The sequence below is a fragment of the Gammaproteobacteria bacterium genome (assembly GCA_029862005.1).
GTDB lineage: Bacteria > Pseudomonadota > Gammaproteobacteria.
The window spans coordinates 16,246-36,848 of sequence record JAOTYD010000003.1 but is presented as its reverse complement, the minus strand read 5'-3'; the positions used below and the strand labels follow the sequence as shown (position 1 = coordinate 36,848).

The following is a 20,603-nucleotide window of genomic DNA, read 5'->3' as shown; positions in this document are numbered from 1 at the left end:
TCAACACACGGGCTTCGAGTTAACTAGTCATCCAGTTCCGCTTTATCGAAGATGCCGTTACTATCGGTATCCTTGATCTTGACGAACCTTCCCGGACTAAGCGAGTTATAAAATGTGTCGGCCGGTATATTCTGGTCGAAGTCATTTTCGTAAACTGCCGCGCTGAGGTCGAACACTACCCCGAGCAACATCACGGTTTCGGCGCTATCATCCCACCCCTCTACCGGGGCAACAATACGTATTTCATCGGGTGTTTTACGTTCGATTTCGACGGCATTAATGATCCCGCTGCCATCATCGAATGCTTCCATCTCGACGAAATCACCCGGCGACAGCTGCGATAATACAATATCAGTATCATTTATATCGTCTTCCAGTTCGGTCTGGTGATTGACCCGGGCAACAATGTCAGTCAAGTTAAATTTAAAACTTACTGAATCCGAACCTACCGCCGATAAGGTCGCATAAATCTTAATCTTCTTGCCTTTCTGTTCGACTTCATCTGCCTGCAGGATACCATTCACAATATGACCCTCGGCTTCCACGATCAAACCGTCCGCTAAAACCAGCGTAGAGGGATACAGCTCGGCACCAGTGGCATCAACTAACTGGCCCTGAATCATGAAGGTATCGTTCAGGGGGTTATAGTCAGATATGGCGCCTTCTACTTCGGCCTCATCCGTATCATCATCGAGGCCTTCGTGTTCAGCTTCAATCTCTTCGGCGATCAAGGTAGTTCCCAGTCCATCCAACCGACCTTCCACCTCGACAAAAAGGCCTTCCGCGAGCGCGCTGATATCATCGAGTTGGGTAGTGCCATCGTAACTCACGGGGAATCCGTTGATGGTAAAGCTATTGGAAGTCAGGCTGCCGTTATCGATATATCCTTTGATTTCGATTTCTGATGCGTCATCCTGTTTTTCGATATGCGTTGCGAGCAAACCCGAATCGCTGATGAATCCGCTGACTTCGAGTACATCACCGACCTGAATATTGTCAAAGGTCAGGCCATGGTCGTTGTCGATTGTTGTATCACGATTGGCTATTACAGTTTGTCCAAGAATGGTCATTGTTGCCAAGGCTGCATCGACAGGATTAGGTGTATCGTAGGAAATACTGGACACAGGCCCCTTCAATTCATTGTCATAAACAATATGTGTTGCGTGACCATTAAAGCTATCATTCCTAGTGCCTTTTACCGTCACGATCATACCGACTCTCAGGTCGGACTCTACACCGCTGTCATCATCAATAGAAAATCGCGCACTACCCGTATGGAAACGGATGCCGTTAACGTAAACGCTTCCGAATCCGGTTATCAAACCACGGCTAACAACCGTACTGTCGGCATCCCCGTCACCACTCGAGGATGACCCACCGCAACCGCCAACTAGCAGAACTGTTGCTACGAGCGCTGAAACACCGGTAAAGTATTTTGTTGGTAAAATTTTCATTTTAAAACCTCTTGGGATTATATTCCCATTTGTTATAAAAATCTTTAAAAAACCCAGACATTGTGACTGAGTACTTATATAATTTGGGATTATATTCCCAAATTAGTATAAAAAGCAAGAAATTTTTACTGCCGCCGGAGTTAGGCGCTCGATTTCAGAATTCAATTAAACAATTTGAAAACGAAATTGCTTTTATCGTGGATGAACCGGGCGGTATCGCGATGTCCGGCATTAGTCGCTATTTGAAATGCATTCAAGTCCTCATTGTTACGCAGCTGTGGATCGGCTCCGGCATGCAATAGCACCTCAATGACTTGATCCTGGGCAGTAGCCGCGGCCATCATCAACGCGGTTTCTCCGACATTATCCCGCGCATTGAGGTCGATATCCCGAACACCCATTTCGATACCGCGATTCAGTAAAAACTCGACGATTTCGGGACTCTGCGATAGCACGGCCAGCATTACCAGCGTATTGCCCTCTTGCGTGCGCGTGGTCGGGTCAGCGCCGTGCTCGATCAACAGCCGCACTAGTTTGAAATGACCGTGTATCACCGCCTGCGCAAGTGCACTGTGTCCGTTGATGTCCTTGCGATTAACGTCTATTTCACCCGATGCAATCAGTAACGCCGTGGTCTTTTCAAGCCCCTGGTCAGCGCTGTGCCATAGCGCCGACCGTTTCTTTTCGTCGACAGAGTCGAGATGCTTATCGCGTTTAATCAACACGCTGCTCAGGTTCTCCATTTTCTTCTGAATCGCAAGTAACAGCACTCGATGAATACCCGGGTAATTGGATTTATTTTGCAACAGCGCCTGTGCGATTTTTGCCTGGTTATTCCGGATAGCGGCTTCAAGTGGCGTAACCTCGAATTTTGTCGCGATCGATGGATCGGCCTTATAACCTAGCAGCAGTCTTACGCATTTCAGACAGGCGGATTCGACCGACAGGTACAGGGCGGTTTCCTTTCTGCGGTTCAGCCCGTTTTTACTCACACCGTTTCTGATGAGCTGTTTCAAGGTTACGGAATCACCCTTGCGGGCTGCGACGTGCAAGGCACTATTGCCGTCAGGATCGGCTGCGTTCAGGTCAGGTTTTCGCGCAATTAATTGATTAGAAATTGAATCGTCACCAAGCTCGATCGCAATATTGAGCAAGGGCCAGCCGGCATAACGCGCCCCATATTTGTCGACCGACGATTTAAATGTTTCGAGGCTATTCGGCGCTTTTTTCCTGGTAACGACCTTTGGCTTAATACCAAACTGCGCGAATAAGGCCTTGCTGGCTGGATTATCATCGGCAAAGGCAAAATCAACTGCCGAGCGATTCTTCTTGTTGGTAAGTTCGTAATCTGCGCCTCGCTCCAATAACAGTTCAGCTATCTCGGCATGCCTGTTTTTCAGCGCCAGCATTAGCGCCGTATCGCCCCGGTAGTCGGTTTGATCGATACCCACGTTACTATCGAGCAAGGCTTTAACGATGCCTTTGTATCCTCGACTGGAAGCGACGTGCAACGGACTATCTCCATATATATTGGCCTGCCCGAGATGCTGCGTTTTGGGGATTAATGTGCCGGCTAATCGCGGCCATCCAGCGAGTAATGCTGCCATTACCGTCGAGTTACCCTGTCGGTCAGTCAAATTCAAATCCACATCATTCGAAATGAGGGAATTTATCAGGGCTTCATCGTTATGTTGAATTGCGTTAAAGAGGTCTTTCCGGTTAATTCGCCGCGGCGTTACCTGCGGGGCTTGCTGAAACTGCTCGAGCTTGATTGAAGCGCGCTGGTTACCCTGGGCTGCAGATTTTTTATACCATCTCCGCGCTTCATTTCGTGAGGCAGCTGAGTCGTTGGACTTCTCGATGATTAACGCTATTGCATACTGGGCGTCCGCATGACCGCCCTGTGCCGACTCATGGTACAGGTCGGTTGCTTTATCCAGATCTTTGCTCACACCTTTACCGGCTCGATACAGTCCCGCCAGTCGGTATTGCGCTTCGGGATCACCTTTTTCTGCCATGATCTGTAGGCGACTAACCGCCTGCGAATAATCACGCAATCGAATCAGTTTTTCGATTTCTTCTAGTGATTGATCCAGTTTGCCAAGGGCGGGAGCCGAAGTTAGCACGAGGGTCAGGATCAGCAGGACTATTTTCATTCGAGTGACCTTAATTATCTCAAGCTGTGCCGTATTTTGTCTCAACAGATATACCGATATCCTTGAGAAAGCCGGTGGGTAAGATACCGCCGGCATTGATAATAATTGCATCGTTTTCAAGCTGAATAGCCTGTCCCTTGTGCTCGAGAACCACCTCGTGGGGGGAAATATTGATCAGGTTCGATGATAAGTAGAGCTTGACTTTCGACGCAGCGGCATAGTTATCGACGCGCTCCCGGTTTTTTGCCTTGGCTCGAGAGAAAGCATCGCTGCGATATGAAATTGAAACATCGGCTCCACCGGCATCAACAATCGATAACGCGGCCTCGAGTGCACTGTCGCCACCACCGACGACCAATACTTTTTTTCCCAGGTACTGCTCGGGATCGATCAGCGAGTAAACAACCTTGGGATGATCTTCACCCGGAACTCCCAGTTTACGGGGTGTGCCGCGCCTGCCGATTGCGAGCAATACCTTATCCGCGGTGTACTGGCCACGGCTGGTTTTCAGCTCAAAACCAGCGTCCCGGGTCGTGATATTGGAAACCAGTTCCTGGTAATTTATTCTGATCCCGGTATTTTTCTTTACACCCTGCCAGAATTCCAGCAGCTCTTCCTTGGTAGTCTCCTTGAAGTGCATTTTGCCCGCGATCGGTAAGTCGACCGGGTGCGTCATGACAATCTTCCCGCGAGGATACTTGTATACCGTACCGCCCAGTGATTCCTGATCCAGCGTCAGGTAATTCAAACCGAGTTCCTTAGCCTTCAGGGTTGCGGCGAATCCCGCGGGGCCTGCACCGACAATAACGACCTGATGTGCATTACTGCTTGAGCTGGGTAAATCTTTTGCAAGTGACAGCATCGCAGTTTTGCCCTGCTCGATACCATTTCGAATCAAGCCCATACCTCCCAGCTCTCCGGCGATATAGATTCCCGGTATGTTGGTTTCAAAATGATCGTCAACCTGCGGGATATCAACACCCCGTTTTTCGCTACCGAACACCAAATTGATCGCACCCACCGGGCAGACCGTCTTGCAGGCGCCGTGCCCGATACAGTTGGCCGGCTCCAGCAGTTCGGCTTTGCCATGGAAAATTCCGAGCACATCATGTCCGAGCTGTTGCGGGCACGCAAAAACACATGATTTGCAACCGATGCATTTGTTGCGATCGATGAGCGGGTGCAATGAAGCCGGCTCGGAAAGTCCCGATTCAATAGCCTGCAGGCGAGTCTGGCTGTTGATTCGCTCGCGTCGACGGTACCAGGCCAAGTAGGTCAACAGGATTAACAGTGGGGGCAACAGGGATAACCAGTATTGCAGCGTTGTCATGCGATTTAATTGCGTTTCCGATTAAAACTCGTTAAATTTACCTTAAATAGGGAATTTTTTCCCATAAATATTTCGTATTTTCTGCTATATTTTATTTCCCGTTAAGGGGCTCGACAGGCGCCGGGAAAGTTCGAATCGAATGGATTGCAGTGACCCCAGGGAACAACTCAAGCATAGTTGAGACAGGATAGATTTTTGTCGAACAAGTTCACTTCCTATTTGCTCAGCATGACCTCGATCATCTGGTATTCAGCGATCGCCTTGCTGATCGCTGCGGGCTGGGCTGCCCGCGACCAGAATTACCTGGTTGCAGAATCTGGGATCGGATACTGGTTCGGAATCATCGGGGGGTCGATGATGTTGCTCATTTTTGCCTACCCCCTGCGAAAACGTTTCAAAAGCTGGGCATCAATAGGTTCCGTCAAGTTCTGGTTCAGGATTCATATGATATTGGGCCTGGTCGGTCCGGTAATTATTCTTTTTCACTCTGGCTTCAAGCTCGGTTCATTTAACAGCAGCGTGGCATTGTTCTGCATGCTGATCGTTGCCACTAGCGGTTTGCTGGGTCGTTATTGGTATCAGCGCATTCACCACGGCTTGTATGGCCGTAAAATCCGCTTCGAAGAGTTCTACTCGGGTGATGATTTATCGGGTTTGTTGAAAGGTAGGTCAACCGCCATTGACGCTCATATTGCGCACGAATTTAATGAGCTCGAAACCAGTTTAACCCATCAGCATACGGGTATAAATCGATCACTGGGATTCTACCGCAGTATGAAATCGCGTATCGGCCGCTTGCGTCGCGAAGTTGCTCGTTGTGCACTGGAACCCGCCGAGAAAAAACAGGTTTATCGCAGATTGAAGGATCTGCACTTGATCTGCGTACTTGGAATTAACGAAATCCTGTTCTCTTACTGGCACGTTTTCCATATCCCACTTTTAGTCATGCTGGTCCTGTCCGGAACAATCCATGTTCTCGTTGTGCATCTCTATTGATGAGAACCATTTACCTATTGGCCCTACTGCTGGGTGTCATCAGCACATGGAATGCGCAGGCAGCCGAGATTGAACAATTTTTCATGCCGGGCAAGTTGATATCGGGGCACGAGGAACTCGAATCAGAATGCACCAATTGCCACGTCAGATTGCGCGATACAACCCAAAAGAAGCTATGCCTTGATTGTCACGACCACAAGCCGATTGCCGAGGATATCCTTAAAAAAAAGGGATTTCATGGCAAGGACAAGAACGCAAGAGACCTGGACTGTAAAGCCTGCCACAGCGATCACAAGGGTCGCGATGCCAGGGTAGTCTGGCTGGACAAGGACAAGTTCGATCATCAATTCACTGATTTTAAGCTGGACGGCAAGCACAAGCTGGTGGAATGTAATGCCTGTCATCAGCAAGACGAGAAATACCGTGACGCCAAGCGAACCTGTTATGAATGCCACTCGGAAGATGATATTCACAAGGGCGAACTGGGCAAAAAATGTAAAGATTGTCACGTGACCAGTGGATGGTCCAGATCCGAGTTTGACCATGACAACACGGACTTCAAATTAGAATTCTCACATCGGCGTGTGGCTTGCAACGCTTGCCACATCAATGAGCAATACAAGGACACACCCAAGCGTTGTGTCGATTGCCATGCGATAAGAGACGTTCACAGCAACCGCTTCGGTCAAAACTGCGCAACCTGCCACCAGGAAAGAACCTGGGATAAATCGATTTTTGACCACAACCGGGACACCAGCTACCAACTCGAGGGAAGGCATCGCAGGCAGGCCTGTAACGACTGTCATGCCATCGACTACGAGGTTTCCAAAAAATTTAACAAAAAACCACGTGACTGTTACAGCTGCCATCGTACTGACGATGTTCATAACGAGTTAAATGGTAAAAAGTGCCAGGACTGTCATACCGTCACCGGATGGCAGGATGCAGAATTTGACCATAATGCAAACACCGATTTTGCGCTCAACGGCGCGCATCAAAACCTGGTTTGCGAGGCATGTCACCTGGTCGGTGCCAGGACCAAGGAAATTGATACCGACTGTTACAGCTGTCACAAGCAGAACGATGTTCACAAAGATGATCAGGGCAACGAGTGCGATCAATGCCACAATGAAAAGTCCTGGCAACAAGACGTTCGATTCGATCATGATCTAAGCAGTTTCCCCCTCATAGGACAACATGCCGCACTCGGCTGCGAGGCCTGCCATACGTCCTCCGTGTTTGCTGAGGCCGACGACGCTTGTGTTGACTGTCATCGCCCCGACGACGTGCACGAGCAAAGCCTGGGAGAGGATTGTGCCGATTGCCACAATCCCAATGCCTGGTTGATCTGGCACTTCGACCACGATGACACCGACTTCAAACTCAGGCATGCGCACACCGAAGTGCATTGCCATACCTGTCACAACAGACCTCTAGACCGGTTTACCAGGGATAATTGGCGCTGTATTGATTGTCATCGGCGTGACGATGTTCATAACGGAAACTTCGGTGGTGCATGCGACCGCTGCCACAGTGAGCAAGGCTTCAGCACAATCAATATTCAATCTTTTAGAAACCTCGGGAAGCAAGAACCAGAAAAGGTAAGAGAATGAATATGGCCATTCAAGTATCTTCATGGGTTCCCGCTCAACTTTCTATTAAGTTCGGTGCGGCTTTAATCATTTTCTTTGTGTTAGCTGGTTGCTATGCAAGCAATACGGCTGCGCTTGACCTCGGGTCGGATTTTAATCATGACGAGACCAGTTTTCCGCTGGATTTCAAACATGCCCTGATTAGCTGTGAGTCCTGCCACGTAGACGGGATTTTCGTCGGCACCCCGAGGCAATGTGCCAGTTGCCATTCCGACTCGGGGCGAATAAAGGCCAGCGCTCCGTCCAGCCAGCATATACGGGTCACCGGTGATTGCGACTATTGTCACACGCCCACTTTATGGACCAACATTATCAGGGTCGATCACGCCGCGGTCCGCGGTAGCTGTGCGAGCTGCCACAATGGGGTTACCGCCGAGGGCAAGAATCCGGGACATGTACCGAGCAGTAATATCTGCGATGCCTGCCACATTACACTGAGCTGGAAATTTTATCATATCGACACCACCAGCAATTGTGTCAGTTGTCATAACGGCGGATTTGCTGAAGGTAAAAATCCCGGCCACATCCCGTCTACGGCGAGTTGCGAGGATTGTCACAATACCCGGGACTGGATACCGGTAATCCGGGTTGACCACGGTTCGGTAATCGGAACCTGCTTCAGTTGTCACAATGGCGTCATCGCCGAGGGCAAGGATCCGATGCATATTCCTTCGGGAAATGACTGCGAGGCTTGTCACAGTGTCCTGGGCTGGACTCCAGCAACGCCACCCTAGTCGAGCCTGTCTCATGTATCGGGATCGAAAATTAAAAATAAAGGACGCAGTAAAAGGATGAAAAAAGCCTTCGTCGCTATCATTCTGGCAATCCCCTGGTTCGCTTGTGTATCCGATGTTTCGGCAGCCAGTTACGAAATTATTGCGATTGAAAACCTGTTCTTAAGCCCACCCCAGCCAATGCAGGTGCAACCTCATGCAATCATCATAGCATCGAGCAGACAGCCCTTTGACGGCCTGCCACAAAATACCCGGAATACCCTGCAGAACTACTTTGTCTATCAGGCCAAGGTTAAGGTCAATGGGGAATTTTTTCACCGACTGGTACTGGGAAATTTTAGAACTGCCGACATTGCCCGGGCGGCTCTAAAAAAACTGAAGCCGTATTTTTCGAGTGCCAGGATTTATCTACGAACGAAGACCGAGCAACAAAAGTTAACCGCCTTTTTAAAACAGGTGGGTAGCGAGCAGAAAACTGAATCCGAACAAAATAGTCCCGAAACGAATGATGTTTTACTGTCAAAGGCCAGGCAGGCATTTTTGGATGAAAACTATGCGCGGGTCATTGCGATCACCGACGCAATCGTATCAAGCGGAGATTTGGAACAGGCACGTGCCGCCCTTGAGCTTGCCGGCACCACCCGCGAACGCCAGCGTAAATTCGCGGAGGCCGTGGTGCTATATGAAACCTTGCTCGATACCAGTCCGCCGCCAGAAATCTCGGCAAGAGTCCAGAATCGCCTGGAAGGTATTCGCACCATGGGTGACAATCCCAAACAACGATTGGCGAATCCGGACAAGAATCCTGACCAGGGCAACTGGATATTTCGCGGCGCAGTGCAACAATATTATCGGGATGATGTCATTGACCGGCCCGGAGAAAGTTCCGAGGAAGTCAACCAGGCACTGGTTACCGATGTCAACCTGCAGATTCAACGCAGAACGGATGCAGACACATGGTCGATTCAGATCGATTCGAGTCTGGTCAATGACTTTATCGAAGATGAAAACGACAGCCGGATTTCGCAGGCTAACCTGAGCTACACGCGGGACAGTTTCAGTATTATCGGTGGGCGCCAGTATCGCACCGTAACCGGCGTCTACGGACGTTTTGACGGGTTCACCTTCAGGGATTTGTCGCGCACGGCCTATCAACCCAGTTACTTCGCGGGAAACCTGGTCCGGTCCCCATATGACGGTCTCGAATCCGATAATCCCCTGCTGGGAGCCAACCTGGATATTAGCCCGTACGATTGGGTCGATATCAATCTGTACCTGGTAAATCAGGAGGTCTCGGATCTAACAGACCGACAGGCGATCGGCAGCGAATTCCAGCTCCGGAATGACGTCGGATTTATTTACGGCATTGTCGACTACGACGTTTTCTATGAAGAACTGAACAATGTCACCTTTATCTCGAACTACCGCTACGATCCGCGGTGGACTTTCAACCTGACGCTTGGTCGCCTTAATTCACCACTATTGTCCACGCTGAATGCACTGCAGGGACAGGGCGCAGACTCGATCGACGAGCTTGACGAAACGTTTTCCCGGGATGAAATTTACCAGCTGGCCGAAGACCGGAGCAGCAAAAGCAATACCCTGTATTTCGGCGCCAGCTATTTTATTGATAATAACCGACAGTTAAACATGGACCTCTCTGTTGTTGAACTCGATGCGGCAAAATCCTCCGGCGGCGTGGATGCCATTCCCTCATCGAGGGATGTTGAGCTATCGTTTGACTACTCTGTCAGCGGCTTTTTCACTGCCAGGGATTTTACGTCCTTCGGGCTGCGCTTGTCTGATCTGGACTCGAGTGACATCGAATCGGTTCGCCTGCGAAGCCGATTCCCGGGTGACGGGGGTTTAATCTATGATCCGAGAATTCGACTGGATCACCGTCGCAGCAAGCGTACCAGGATCGATCAATATATTCTGATGCCTTCGATCAAAATCAGATACCGGGCAGCAAAAAGCCTCGATTTTGAAGCCGATTTGGGCATCGAGTATTCGGACCTGGACTTACCCGATTTCGACCAGCAGATCGCATATTCGCTGTATCTTGGGTATTCGTATTTCTTCTGATATAAACAGGCTAGCCTGCGGTTAATTTACTATGCCTGATTCCGCGAGGAGCTAGCAGGATACGTCGATTCCAGCAGGATGCCATCATCGGTAGAAACCACCTGATTTCAGACCAAACGTACAGTTTCCGTTACCAACGGTATACAGCGAGCAGTGTTTTTTTAACTAAAATGAGACTGTTCTGGGTCTGCTGAACACTTACTTTTGCGTAATATTCCCATATCATTTCACTTAATTTGGGATATAGTTCCCAATAAATATGAATTGGTTCCCCTGGATTCTACTAGCAAAGCGATGGATTCCATTATCAGAAGCAACACCGGTAACTGTTTACAAGATTAAGATGCACACCGCGCCGACACATAGGAGGTACATAAGGCCTAGCATCAATTTGCTCGCATTGATGCTGGTTTTGCTTGCCGCTGGATGCGGTGGAGGCGGGGACGAAAGAGCCTCCCTGCAGAGTACCGCGGTAGACAAGACTGTCGACATAGTGGCCAGGACGGGGCCTATCCTTGCCGTGCGAGTCGGTGAGACTGCCTACCCAAGCGACAACAATTCATTTACCACATCGTCTCAACCACTAAGCTTTCGCTGGTCTTTTGCTTCGAGGCCCGACGGCAGTAACGCCGTGTTGCAAAACGCTACTTCAGCCAATCCCAGTTTTGTTGCCGATACCAGAGGTTCATTCCGGGTGCAGCTGGCGGTTAGTGCTGGAGCCCTTACCAGTGAGCGTGCCATTCAGCTGATCGTGGCGACAATTCCACCGGAAAGACCCACGGGTCCATTTAATCATCAAGGCCTGTCTTCGAACTGCGTCAATTGTCATGACGATGGCGTCAATGGTATTCCGCCCAAATCAGGCAATCATGTCGCTGCCACCAATAACTGCGAAACCTGTCATACACCCACGGGATTTGATATCACCCCATTCGTTGATCATCAGGAAGTATTTGGAAACTGTAGCGGATGTCATAACGGTATACTGGCCGTCGGCAAGTCCGAATTTCATGCGCCGACGAACGCCGAATGCGACGACTGTCACAATACCACGAGTTTTCTGGCGCTAGCAGCGGACGGTAGCTTCGATCATACGGGTATTTCCAGATCATGCTCGGGTTGCCACAACGGCACCGTGTCCCGGGGTAAGACGCCCACGCCTCCCCACCCTGATACCAGCTCCGAATGTGGATACTGCCATACGACCACCAGTTTCCTGGACGCCTACCCCGATCACACCGGCTCTGACGTGGTCGGTCCGGGTATAACCTGCGATTCCTGTCATGGCGTTTCGGCGACGGGGCAACCGATTGGCCATCCGGTAACTGTTGTCGATTGCGATACCTGCCACGGCATCGTGAGCTTCAGTATGGGCGGTATTTTCAACCACAGCGTGGTCGATGCCACGTTACAGTCCTGCGAATCGTGCCATAACGAAACCAATGGTATTAACGCCCCCGCCAAGTCGTCCGCGGTGCCCACCCACCCTGTAACCAGTGCCGACTGCGCTAATTGTCATAACACCGACAGTTTCACGCCCGCATTCGGGGTCGATCATACTGATCCTGTCGTTCTGGCGGCTCGCTGTGATTCCTGCCATGTTGCAGATGGGTCCGGATCGGCAAGCGGTATGCACGCCAACCACATGCCAACCATCGAGGATTGCAGGGTCTGTCATACCCCGGGTACCTTTACAACCGGCACCTATGACCATGCCGGTGTGGTTAACAATTGTGCGACATGCCACGACAATGTGATCACTGTGGGTATGCTCCTGAATCACTTTCCCACCCCGCTCGGCCCGAGCCAGGATTGCGTCGATTGCCACACCACCACGGATTTTGCGGGCGCAACCTTTGACCATGTCGGCATTAATCCCAACGACTGCACGTCGTGCCACAACGGTGACTTCAGCACAACGGGTAATACGCTTTATGGAAAACCGGCTTCCCATCTGCCGACAAACCAGGATTGTAGTTTTTGCCACACTACCACGGCTCCATTCAAGCCGGCACAGGGCTTCGTTCACTCGGGCATCACCGGCAATTGCGAATCCTGCCACAGCGGCAATCCCGACTTTGTTGCGGCCGGGGCCATCGGTAAAAAGCTGAATCATATCCCGGCACTTGGAGCATGCGTCGTGTGCCACAGTGCTAATACGACTAATCAAGGAGATTTCTCGCCGTCGGCAACATTTCGTACTGCGGTTCACGATTCTATAACCCGCGGCTGCGAAGGCTGCCATACCAGCCAATTCTTGCCTTTGCCGAGCAATCCTGTCGCCAATCTAGTCAAGGATGCAAACCATTTACCGACGGCCCAGGATTGTGACGTTTGTCATAACATCAACGGCTTCACGCCAACCACGATGCTGGCTCACCAGGGCATTACCGGTAATTGCGCTTCCTGCCACGATGGCAGCCCCGGTTTTGTCGCACTTGGAGCCCGGGGAAAGACACCGACTCCTCCGCATCCGGCAACTTCTGCCGATTGCGCGTTGTGTCATAACACGACTAATTTTGCCGACGCGTTTGTCGACCACAGCGATCCCGCCGTGCTGGCAGTGCGCTGTGATTCCTGCCACAACGGTACCGATGCGACCGGCAAGGACGCCAAGGTCAACCACGTCGTAACAACCGAGGATTGCAGAGTCTGTCACGTGCCCGGCGGCACATTTGCGCCGGCGGTGTTCAATCATACCGGTATCGTCGACAACTGTGCGTCTTGCCACGATGGCGTCATTGCGACCGGCACCGATGCCAAGGTTAACCCACCCCACATTCCGATCACCCAGGATTGTTCGGTGTGCCATACCCCCACATCATTTGCCCAGGCCACATTTGACCACCAGGGCATCCTGAATAACTGCGGTTCATGTCATGACGGCATTACCGCCACAGGCAAAGACAACGACCATGTGCCGACCAACGGTGATTGCGTCGATTGCCACCAGACCACGGGCTTTTTGCCGGCGACATTTGATCATGCGGGTATCGTGGATAACTGCGCATCCTGTCACGATGCCGGTTTCGCTACGCCGAAAAAAGTCGGCCATGTTGCAACCAATCAGGACTGCGGTGTCTGTCACTCCCCCAGTAGCTTTATTCCGGCAACGTTCGATCATACCGGGATCATTAATAATTGCGTTTCATGTCACGACGGTACTACGGCGACTGGTATGATGGATGCCGTGCCCGCGCATATTCCGACCAGTCTCGACTGCTACTTCTGTCACACCACGGCAACCTTCGTAGGCGGCACCTGGACACACGATGCCAGTAGTATCGGTAACTGCGACACCTGTCATAGTCCGGGCGGCGGTGCGACCTTCAAGCCAGCGGATCATTTATCGACAACCGTACAGTGCGACGTTTGCCATACCACCAACGGCTGGGCGCCGACCAGTTTCAGTCACGACCCGCAAGGGAACTATCCGGGCGACCACAGAAGGAACCTGGGCTGTACTGTATGCCACGGTAGCCCCATAAGCAGTACGATTCCGTATCCCTGGCCCCAGTACGCGCCCTTTTGCGCAGCCTGTCACGCGAATGATTTCGAAAGTGAAGGAGCTCACAACGGTGGAAAGGGCGGCACCGTCGAGCAAAACAAGAATTGCGGTGGCAGTGGCTGTCATCGAGTCAGCGACAGCGAGTTTTAGTGCATTTGCCTGCCACCAAACGCAAATGGCGCAGAGGTTTCCTCATTCCTCAATGCTGCATATAAAATACGAGACGAACGATTAAAATTTTCGCGCCACAGCCTGTTACCAACAATTAGCAAGATTATTCGATTGAACATGATCCTTTTATCAAAGTTTAAGATATCGATATTCGTTGTGCTGACGCTGGTTGGAGTGGGAATCTATTTTGTGATTACCCAATTCTCTGATCCCGTAGAACGAGACCCTATGCGCGAATTCAAGGCCCCCCAAGCTGTTACCCCTGGCACCCAGGATTCAAACGCTGGCCTGGCATCGGTCGAGGTATTGCTGGTCGGCCTGAAGCAACGCTTAGAAAGCCAGCCGGACGATGTCGACGGTTGGGTGTTGCTGTCCAAATCCTACTATCACCTGAATCGATGGCAGGAAGCGGAGGCAGCATTCGAAAAAGCTAAAGCCCTGAGTTATGCAGGCAGTTGGCAGCCCCTTCCTCGAATTGATTCCTTCAGTCGGAATAATTCTTCAATACAGAATTTTGATTCCTCAATCAATTTTCGTGACTACAAGACCAATGCAGACGAGAGTCTGGCAAAAAGTCAGGTTGTGGAAGCAGTCAGCCAGACAGGCCCAGAAGAATCTGCTGGATTGCAACTAAAATTATCACTGAATCCCGCATTGCAAAAAAAACTGTCGCCCGAATCGCTGGTCTTCGTTTTTGCGCGCGCGGCTGAGAGTCCCGGCCCTCCATTGGCAGTTTTACGTAAGAAAGTATCAGAACTCCCTCTCGACATCGCGCTAAACGACAGTCACGCAATGATACCAGGCCGAACAATATCCAGTGTCGACAATGTAATCGTGGGGGCCAGGGTATCAATATCCGGAAATCCCGAGAGACAGTCAGGAGATTACGAACAGCTGTCAAATTCGATTCCTTCAAATTTCAGTAAAACGCTCGAATTGGTGATCAACGATAAAATTTAATTGACGCTGCCGAAAGTTCTGTCTTCACGAACCAGTCGATAGCTAGTATCTGGAGGCTCTTGCGAGATCCCGGCGGTCCGACGCAGCGGTAAGTGCTGACGCACTTTCCGGGATGAAGCCGCCTTTGGGCGGCTTCACTTTATGCGATTTTCCGCGGAGCGGGCGTGGGCTTCCAGACCCTCGCCGCGTGCCAGCCTCGAGGCAACCTTGCCGAGCTCGGACGCGCCCTGCGCGGAACAACCGATCAGGCTCGAGCGCTTCTGGAAATCATAGACCCCGAGCGGCGAAGAAAAACGCGCGGTACGCGAAGTCGGCAACACGTGATTGGGGCCGGCGCAGTAATCGCCCAGTGCTTCAGCGGTATAGCGTCCGAGAAAAATCGCGCCGGCATGGCGAATCGATTTCGCCAATTGCTGTGCATTATCGACCGAGAGTTCCAGGTGTTCGGGCGCAATATGGTTGGCCACGGCCGCGGCATCGTCGAGGTTACAGACCTTGATCAGGGCGCCACGGGTGCTCATCGAGCGGTCGATGATCTGTTTGCGCGGCATTTCATCGATCAGGCGTTCGATACTTGCCGCCACCCGATCGAGAAATTCGCCGTCGGGCGAGAGCAGTATCGCCTGTGCGTCTTCATCGTGCTCGGCTTGCGAAAACAGGTCCATCGCAATCCAGTCCGGGTCGGTTTTGCCATCGCAGATTACCAGTATTTCCGACGGACCGGCGACCATATCGATTCCGACGGTGCCAAACACCATGCGCTTGGCGGTGGCGACGTAGATATTACCGGGGCCCACGATCTTATCCACCGCCGGCAGCGTCTCGGTACCGTAGGCCAGCGCCGCTACAGCCTGCGCTCCACCGATCGTGAAAACCCGGGTGACGCCGGCAACGTGGGCTGCCGCCAATACCAGTTCGTTGACCACGCCCCGCGGTGTCGGCACGACCATGATCAATTCCTGGACCCCGGCCACGACCGCTGGAATAGCATTCATCAATACCGAGGATGGATAAGCCGCTTTACCACCCGGCACGTAAAGTCCGACCCGATCCAGCGGGGTAACCTGTTGACCCAGCAGCGTCCCGTCGGTCTCGGTATATTCCCATGACTCGAGTTTCTGATGCTCCGCGTAAGCGCGAATTCTTGCAGCGGCCTGCTCTAATGCCTCTCGATCCTTGTATTCGATTTCATCATAAGCCTGCCGGAGTCGATTCAGCGGCATTTCCAGTTCGGCCAGGTTTTTTGCCTTGAGCCCGTCGTAGCGCAGGCTAAAATCCAGTACCGCACTATCGCCCTGGTTTTTTACCGATTTCAATATTTCTCTGACGGTTTTGAAAACTGCTTCATCGGACGCGGAATCCCAGGCCAGCAGTTGATCGAGTTCTGCTCTGAAATTGTCGTCAAGACTGTCGAGCCGCTTGATATCCACTCTACTTCACCGCTTTTTCGATTTTGCCCACGAGTTTCTTGACCGCCTGATTCTTCATCTTCAGCGAAGCACGATTCACGATCAGGCGTGAACTGATATCCATAATGTGGTCGAGTGGTGTCAGCCCGTTCGCCTTCAGCGTATTGCCGGTATCCACGAGATCGACGATGATGTCGGCAAGTCCGACCGCGGGCGCCAGTTCCATCGAACCATAAAGCTTGATCAACTCAACCTGACGCCCCTGCTCCAGGAAAAACTGGCGTGTCATTCGCGGGTACTTGGTCGCAACCTTGAGGCGGCCGCGCGGCATCGGTTTGTCGGCAAACCCGGCGGTCATCATCCTACAGGGCGCAATTTTCAGATCGACAAGTTCGTACAGGCCTTCACCACCGTGCTCCGCCAGTACATCTTTGCCAGCCACACCGAGATCGGCCGCACCGTACTGAACGTAGGTCGGCACATCCGCGGAACGGATCAGCACCAGCTTGATATCCGCGTGACTGGTGGCAAACACGAGCTTGCGGCTGCCACTGAGGTCATCGGCAGGCTCAATCCCTGCGCGCGCCAGCAGGGGCAGGGATTCATCGAGAACCCTGCCCTTCGCGAGTGCTATGGTTAACCCGGTAGGCATGGTCGATTAACTGGGAACGCGCTGGATTTTCGCACCCAGGCCAGCGAGTTTTTCTTCGATGTGATCGTAGCCCCGATCGATATGGTAAATACGGTCTACCACGGTCTCCCCGTTTGCAACCAGGCCCGCCAGTATCAGGCTGGCCGAGGCGCGCAGATCGGTTGCCATTACCTGTGCCCCATTGAGTCCCTCGACGCCCCTGATAATTGCGGTATTACCTTCAATGTGGATATTCGCACCCAGCCGCATGAATTCCTGGATATGCATGAATCGATTTTCGAACACGGTCTCGGTGACCGAACCGGTACCCTCGGCGATCGCGTTGAGCGCACAAAATTGCGCCTGCATATCCGTCGGAAATCCGGGATAGGGTGCGGTTCGGATATTTACCGAATGCGGCTTGCGGCCGACCATATCGAGCTCGATCCAGTTGTCACCGCTATCGATTGACGCACCCGCTTCCTCAAGCTTGGCCAGCACCGAATCGAGCAGTCTCGGATCGGTATGCTTGACCAGGACCTTACCCCCGGTAATCGCTGCCGCCACCAGGTAAGTGCCGGTTTCGATACGATCGGGCAATACGGTGTAATCACAGCCGCGCAATTTCTCGACGCCTTGAATCTTGATCATGTCGGTTCCGGCATCCTCGATTTGGCCGCCCATTGCGTTAATAAAATCGGCCAGGTCAACGACTTCCGGTTCGCGCGCTGCGTTTTCGATGACCGTGGTTCCATCGGCGAGACTGGCCGCCATCATCAGATTTTCAGTGCCGGTTACGGTCACCTGGTCCATGACGATACGCGCGCCTTTCAACCGGTCACAACGCGCCTTGATATAACCTTGCTCGACCAGGATGTCTGCACCCATTGCCTCGAGGCCACCGAGATGCATGTCAACCGGTCTCGCACCGATTGCACAACCTCCCGGAAGCGATACCTCAGCACGTCCAAACCGGGCTAACAGGGGGCCCAATACCAGGATCGAGGCGCGCATGGTCTTGACCAGTTCATATGGAGCAAAGGTATTTTCCAGCGTCGCGGGGTCGATCTCGATACTCATTTTCTCACCGATGGTGAGCGAGACCCCCATGCGGCCCAGTAATTCCATCGTCGTCGTGACATCGTGCAAATGCGGCACGTTGCGAACAATAACCGGGCTGTCTGCAAGCAGAGTACCGGCAAGAATCGGTAAAACCGCATTCTTGGAGCCGGAAACCCGTACTTCCCCCGACAGGGGGACTCCGCCTTTAATGATTAACTTGTTCATGTACAGCCACTGGATTCAAGGGCGGCCATTCTATCAGAAGACCGCCGTTAGTATTAGGTATATGCCTCGGCTTGCCATGATGGATTTGAATCTCACTTGGCACTGAATCGCAAGTATTTCCGGCAAGATTGCGAATCGGGATGCGATGATCGCGGACGAGCTCGAAAAAACGCCGCTGACAGATGTTAGCTACTGCTCCTGGTTGCGATCCTGAAGGGTTTTGATCAACCCATCCACACCGTCCTTTTTAATCGCGCGGGCGAAGCTCGAGCGGTAATTGGTAACCAGGCTGACATCGTCAACACTGATATCAAACACCTTCCAGCCTTCATCGCCGAGGCGCAGCGTGTAGTTGATGGGTATCGGAAATCCGCCTGCCTGTTCAATTTCAGTCCTGACGGTGACAATACCGTCGCTCTCGACACCTTCCATCGGCAGGTAGATGAGTTCCTGGTCGGTGTATTCGAGCAAGGCGGAACTGTAGGTGCGCACCAACAGGGAGCGGAACTCATTGACGATCGTTGGCCTTTGCTCGCCGTTAACTTTATCCTTGTATTTCCCGAGCGCGAGATCCGTCATTGCGGAAAAGTCAAAATGCGGTAACACCACGTCATCAACCAGCTGGTAAATCCGCTCCGGATCACTCTGGTAAACATCCGCATTGGCCTTGATTTCTGCCAGCACCTTGTCCGAGGTTTGCTTGATCAGTTGCTCGGGCCCCATCGCGGCGAAGACAGGCCACACCACCAGTAACAGCATGAACGTGAAAATTCTTTTCACTGGAATACCCCACTAACGCTTTTGAGTTTAGACACAAGATTATTGAAATCATTCACCGCTCGCAAATACTCTGCATAAGCGAGCACGTATACCTGTAACGCGTTAATAATATCATCGGCTTCCTCGAGACCCGCCTCGAAATCGGAATACGAGGCTATCATCCAGCGGCGTGCTGCCCTGGAGCTTGCGCGCATCGAACCGATCGCTTCATGCTTGGCCTGCATCGAGTAATACTGCTCGCTGACCTGGAACGGGATCCCCATGCGCGCAAACGACGCTTTATGCACCAGTGCATCGAGGTCCGCCTGCGCCTGCACCACACGGGCGGGCTGTGCGCCCTGCTCCCACTGCCAACGCATGCCAAGTACTGGCGACAGGGCTGCATGATTAAACGGATCATAAATATGAGGGTTATCCAGCGTATCACGTTCCGGCGCGACCGCCACCGAGCCGGCGACTCCGGCAAATACGATTGGCTTCTTATCCGCCCGTGTCGCCTCGACCAGCGCGCGGCGCGCGCTAAGGCCCGCTGCAACCTGCTTGAACTCGACTCGATTTTCACGCGCCAGATCGATCCATTGTTCCAGGCTCTGCTCGGGTAGCGGCAGGGGCTGCAAACGTCGATCAGCAAGCTCAATCACATCTTCTTCACGGCCGGTCAATAACTTCAGTCCCGCCATGGCGATCTGCTCCAGGCCTTTTGCCTCGGCGAGAAAATTATCAACCAGGCCCAGTCCGGCCTGAAGTGCATACTTGTCCGAAAGGCTGGCATTGCCCGAACCTTCTTCGAGCCATCCGTCAACCAGTTCAAGCGCTCCGTCGAGGCGCTTGCGGGTATCCTCGAGCAGCAGACGGCTATCGCGCGCTGTCAGGTAACCGTAATAAGCCTTGACCACCTGCAGGGCAACTTCGTCACGCTGCAGGGTAACGTCCTGCTGCTTGATCAGAATATTGTTTTGCGCGGCCTCCTGGTAGTTCTCAAGGCGACCGAAGGTTGCCAGCGGTTTGACGATACTGAAGGTCAGTCCAGCCCAGAGCGACAGCCCGTCATCGAAGTCGTAGGCATCATCGCGCGGTGCACAATTGCTACTGCAGGAATCATCACCGCCCTCATAAAAGCCGCCGTCCAGGCCCGTCGACAGTGCAAGGAAACTGTCTACCGAGTAGCGAAAACCCTCGGAGCCCTCAGCTTCCTGCAGTAAGCCCCGCGCCTTGCGCACAAAGGCCTGCTTTTCATCGATACGGGGATCGTGGGCAAGCGCCAGCTCGATGGCTTGCTCCAGGTCTAACTTTTCCGCCGCGTGCAGAGCGAAACTGGCATAAATCAAGGCCAGAGGCCCGACTAATTGTATAGCTAATTTTATCATGATCGTGATTCTTCCCTAGCGAAGCTGAATGATAGCTGACTCAAATCGCCAACCGGCAAGGAAACCCAGCAGAGTCTATCCGC

Annotated in this window: 14 protein-coding genes; 6 read left to right on the top strand and 8 right to left on the bottom strand. The window is 52.3% G+C overall.

Annotation, left to right across the window (positions count from 1 at the left end):
- Positions 1-23 precede the first annotated feature (23 nt).
- From OES20_03185 to OES20_03175, 3 genes are all read right to left on the bottom strand, one after another.
- On the bottom strand, positions 24-1,454 hold the full coding sequence (locus OES20_03185) for a DUF5666 domain-containing protein (protein ID MDH3633686.1): 1,431 nt from the start codon (positions 1,452-1,454) through the stop codon (positions 24-26).
- Between the two features lie 161 nt (positions 1,455-1,615).
- Positions 1,616-3,610: an ankyrin repeat domain-containing protein gene (locus tag OES20_03180; protein MDH3633685.1), complete on the bottom strand. Its 1,995-nt coding sequence runs from the start codon at positions 3,608-3,610 to the stop codon at positions 1,616-1,618.
- A 19-nt stretch (positions 3,611-3,629) separates the two neighbouring features.
- Positions 3,630-4,940 (bottom strand): NAD(P)-binding domain-containing protein, encoded by a 1,311-nt coding sequence (locus OES20_03175; GenBank protein ID MDH3633684.1) that lies wholly within the window; start codon positions 4,938-4,940, stop codon positions 3,630-3,632.
- Between the two features lie 195 nt (positions 4,941-5,135).
- Here OES20_03175 and OES20_03170 point away from each other — a divergent pair, with 195 nt between their 5' ends.
- The 6 genes from OES20_03170 (at position 5,136) to OES20_03145 (ending at position 15,046) form a co-directional block, all read left to right on the top strand.
- The gene (locus tag OES20_03170; protein ID MDH3633683.1) at positions 5,136-5,936 is read left to right on the top strand and encodes a hypothetical protein; all 801 of its coding nucleotides are present in this window, start codon (positions 5,136-5,138) and stop codon (positions 5,934-5,936) included.
- Complete coding sequence (locus OES20_03165; GenBank protein ID MDH3633682.1) at positions 5,936-7,549, top strand: cytochrome c3 family protein; 1,614 nt, start codon at positions 5,936-5,938, stop codon at positions 7,547-7,549. The genes OES20_03170 and OES20_03165 overlap by 1 nt, the downstream gene beginning before the upstream one ends.
- A gap of 2 nt (positions 7,550-7,551) precedes the next feature.
- Positions 7,552-8,322: a hypothetical protein gene (locus tag OES20_03160; protein ID MDH3633681.1), complete on the top strand. Its 771-nt coding sequence runs from the start codon at positions 7,552-7,554 to the stop codon at positions 8,320-8,322.
- Positions 8,323-8,379: 57 nt separating this feature from the next.
- Complete coding sequence (locus OES20_03155) at positions 8,380-10,407, top strand: hypothetical protein (GenBank protein ID MDH3633680.1); 2,028 nt, start codon at positions 8,380-8,382, stop codon at positions 10,405-10,407.
- Between the two features lie 403 nt (positions 10,408-10,810).
- Positions 10,811-14,065: a hypothetical protein gene (locus OES20_03150; protein MDH3633679.1), complete on the top strand. Its 3,255-nt coding sequence runs from the start codon at positions 10,811-10,813 to the stop codon at positions 14,063-14,065.
- Positions 14,066-14,197: 132 nt separating this feature from the next.
- Positions 14,198-15,046 carry a hypothetical protein gene (locus OES20_03145; GenBank protein MDH3633678.1) on the top strand — a complete coding sequence of 283 codons (849 nt, stop codon included), beginning with the start codon at positions 14,198-14,200 and terminating at the stop codon, positions 15,044-15,046.
- Between the two features lie 134 nt (positions 15,047-15,180).
- Here OES20_03145 and hisD read toward each other — a convergent pair whose 3' ends face one another.
- The 5 genes from hisD to OES20_03120 form a co-directional block, all read right to left on the bottom strand.
- Positions 15,181-16,476: a histidinol dehydrogenase gene (gene hisD, locus OES20_03140; GenBank protein MDH3633677.1), complete on the bottom strand. Its 1,296-nt coding sequence runs from the start codon at positions 16,474-16,476 to the stop codon at positions 15,181-15,183.
- A gap of 1 nt (position 16,477) precedes the next feature.
- Positions 16,478-17,107: an ATP phosphoribosyltransferase gene (gene hisG / locus OES20_03135; protein ID MDH3633676.1), complete on the bottom strand. Its 630-nt coding sequence runs from the start codon at positions 17,105-17,107 to the stop codon at positions 16,478-16,480.
- Between the two features lie 6 nt (positions 17,108-17,113).
- Positions 17,114-18,373 carry a UDP-N-acetylglucosamine 1-carboxyvinyltransferase gene (murA, locus tag OES20_03130; protein ID MDH3633675.1) on the bottom strand — a complete coding sequence of 420 codons (1,260 nt, stop codon included), beginning with the start codon at positions 18,371-18,373 and terminating at the stop codon, positions 17,114-17,116.
- Between the two features lie 189 nt (positions 18,374-18,562).
- Positions 18,563-19,153, bottom strand: coding sequence for an ABC transporter substrate-binding protein (locus OES20_03125; protein ID MDH3633674.1), 591 nt, complete (start codon positions 19,151-19,153; stop codon positions 18,563-18,565).
- Entirely contained in the window at positions 19,150-20,520 is a 1,371-nt protein-coding gene (locus OES20_03120) for a TolC family protein (protein MDH3633673.1), read from the bottom strand. The genes OES20_03125 and OES20_03120 overlap by 4 nt, the downstream gene beginning before the upstream one ends.
- Positions 20,521-20,603: the final 83 nt, after the last annotated feature.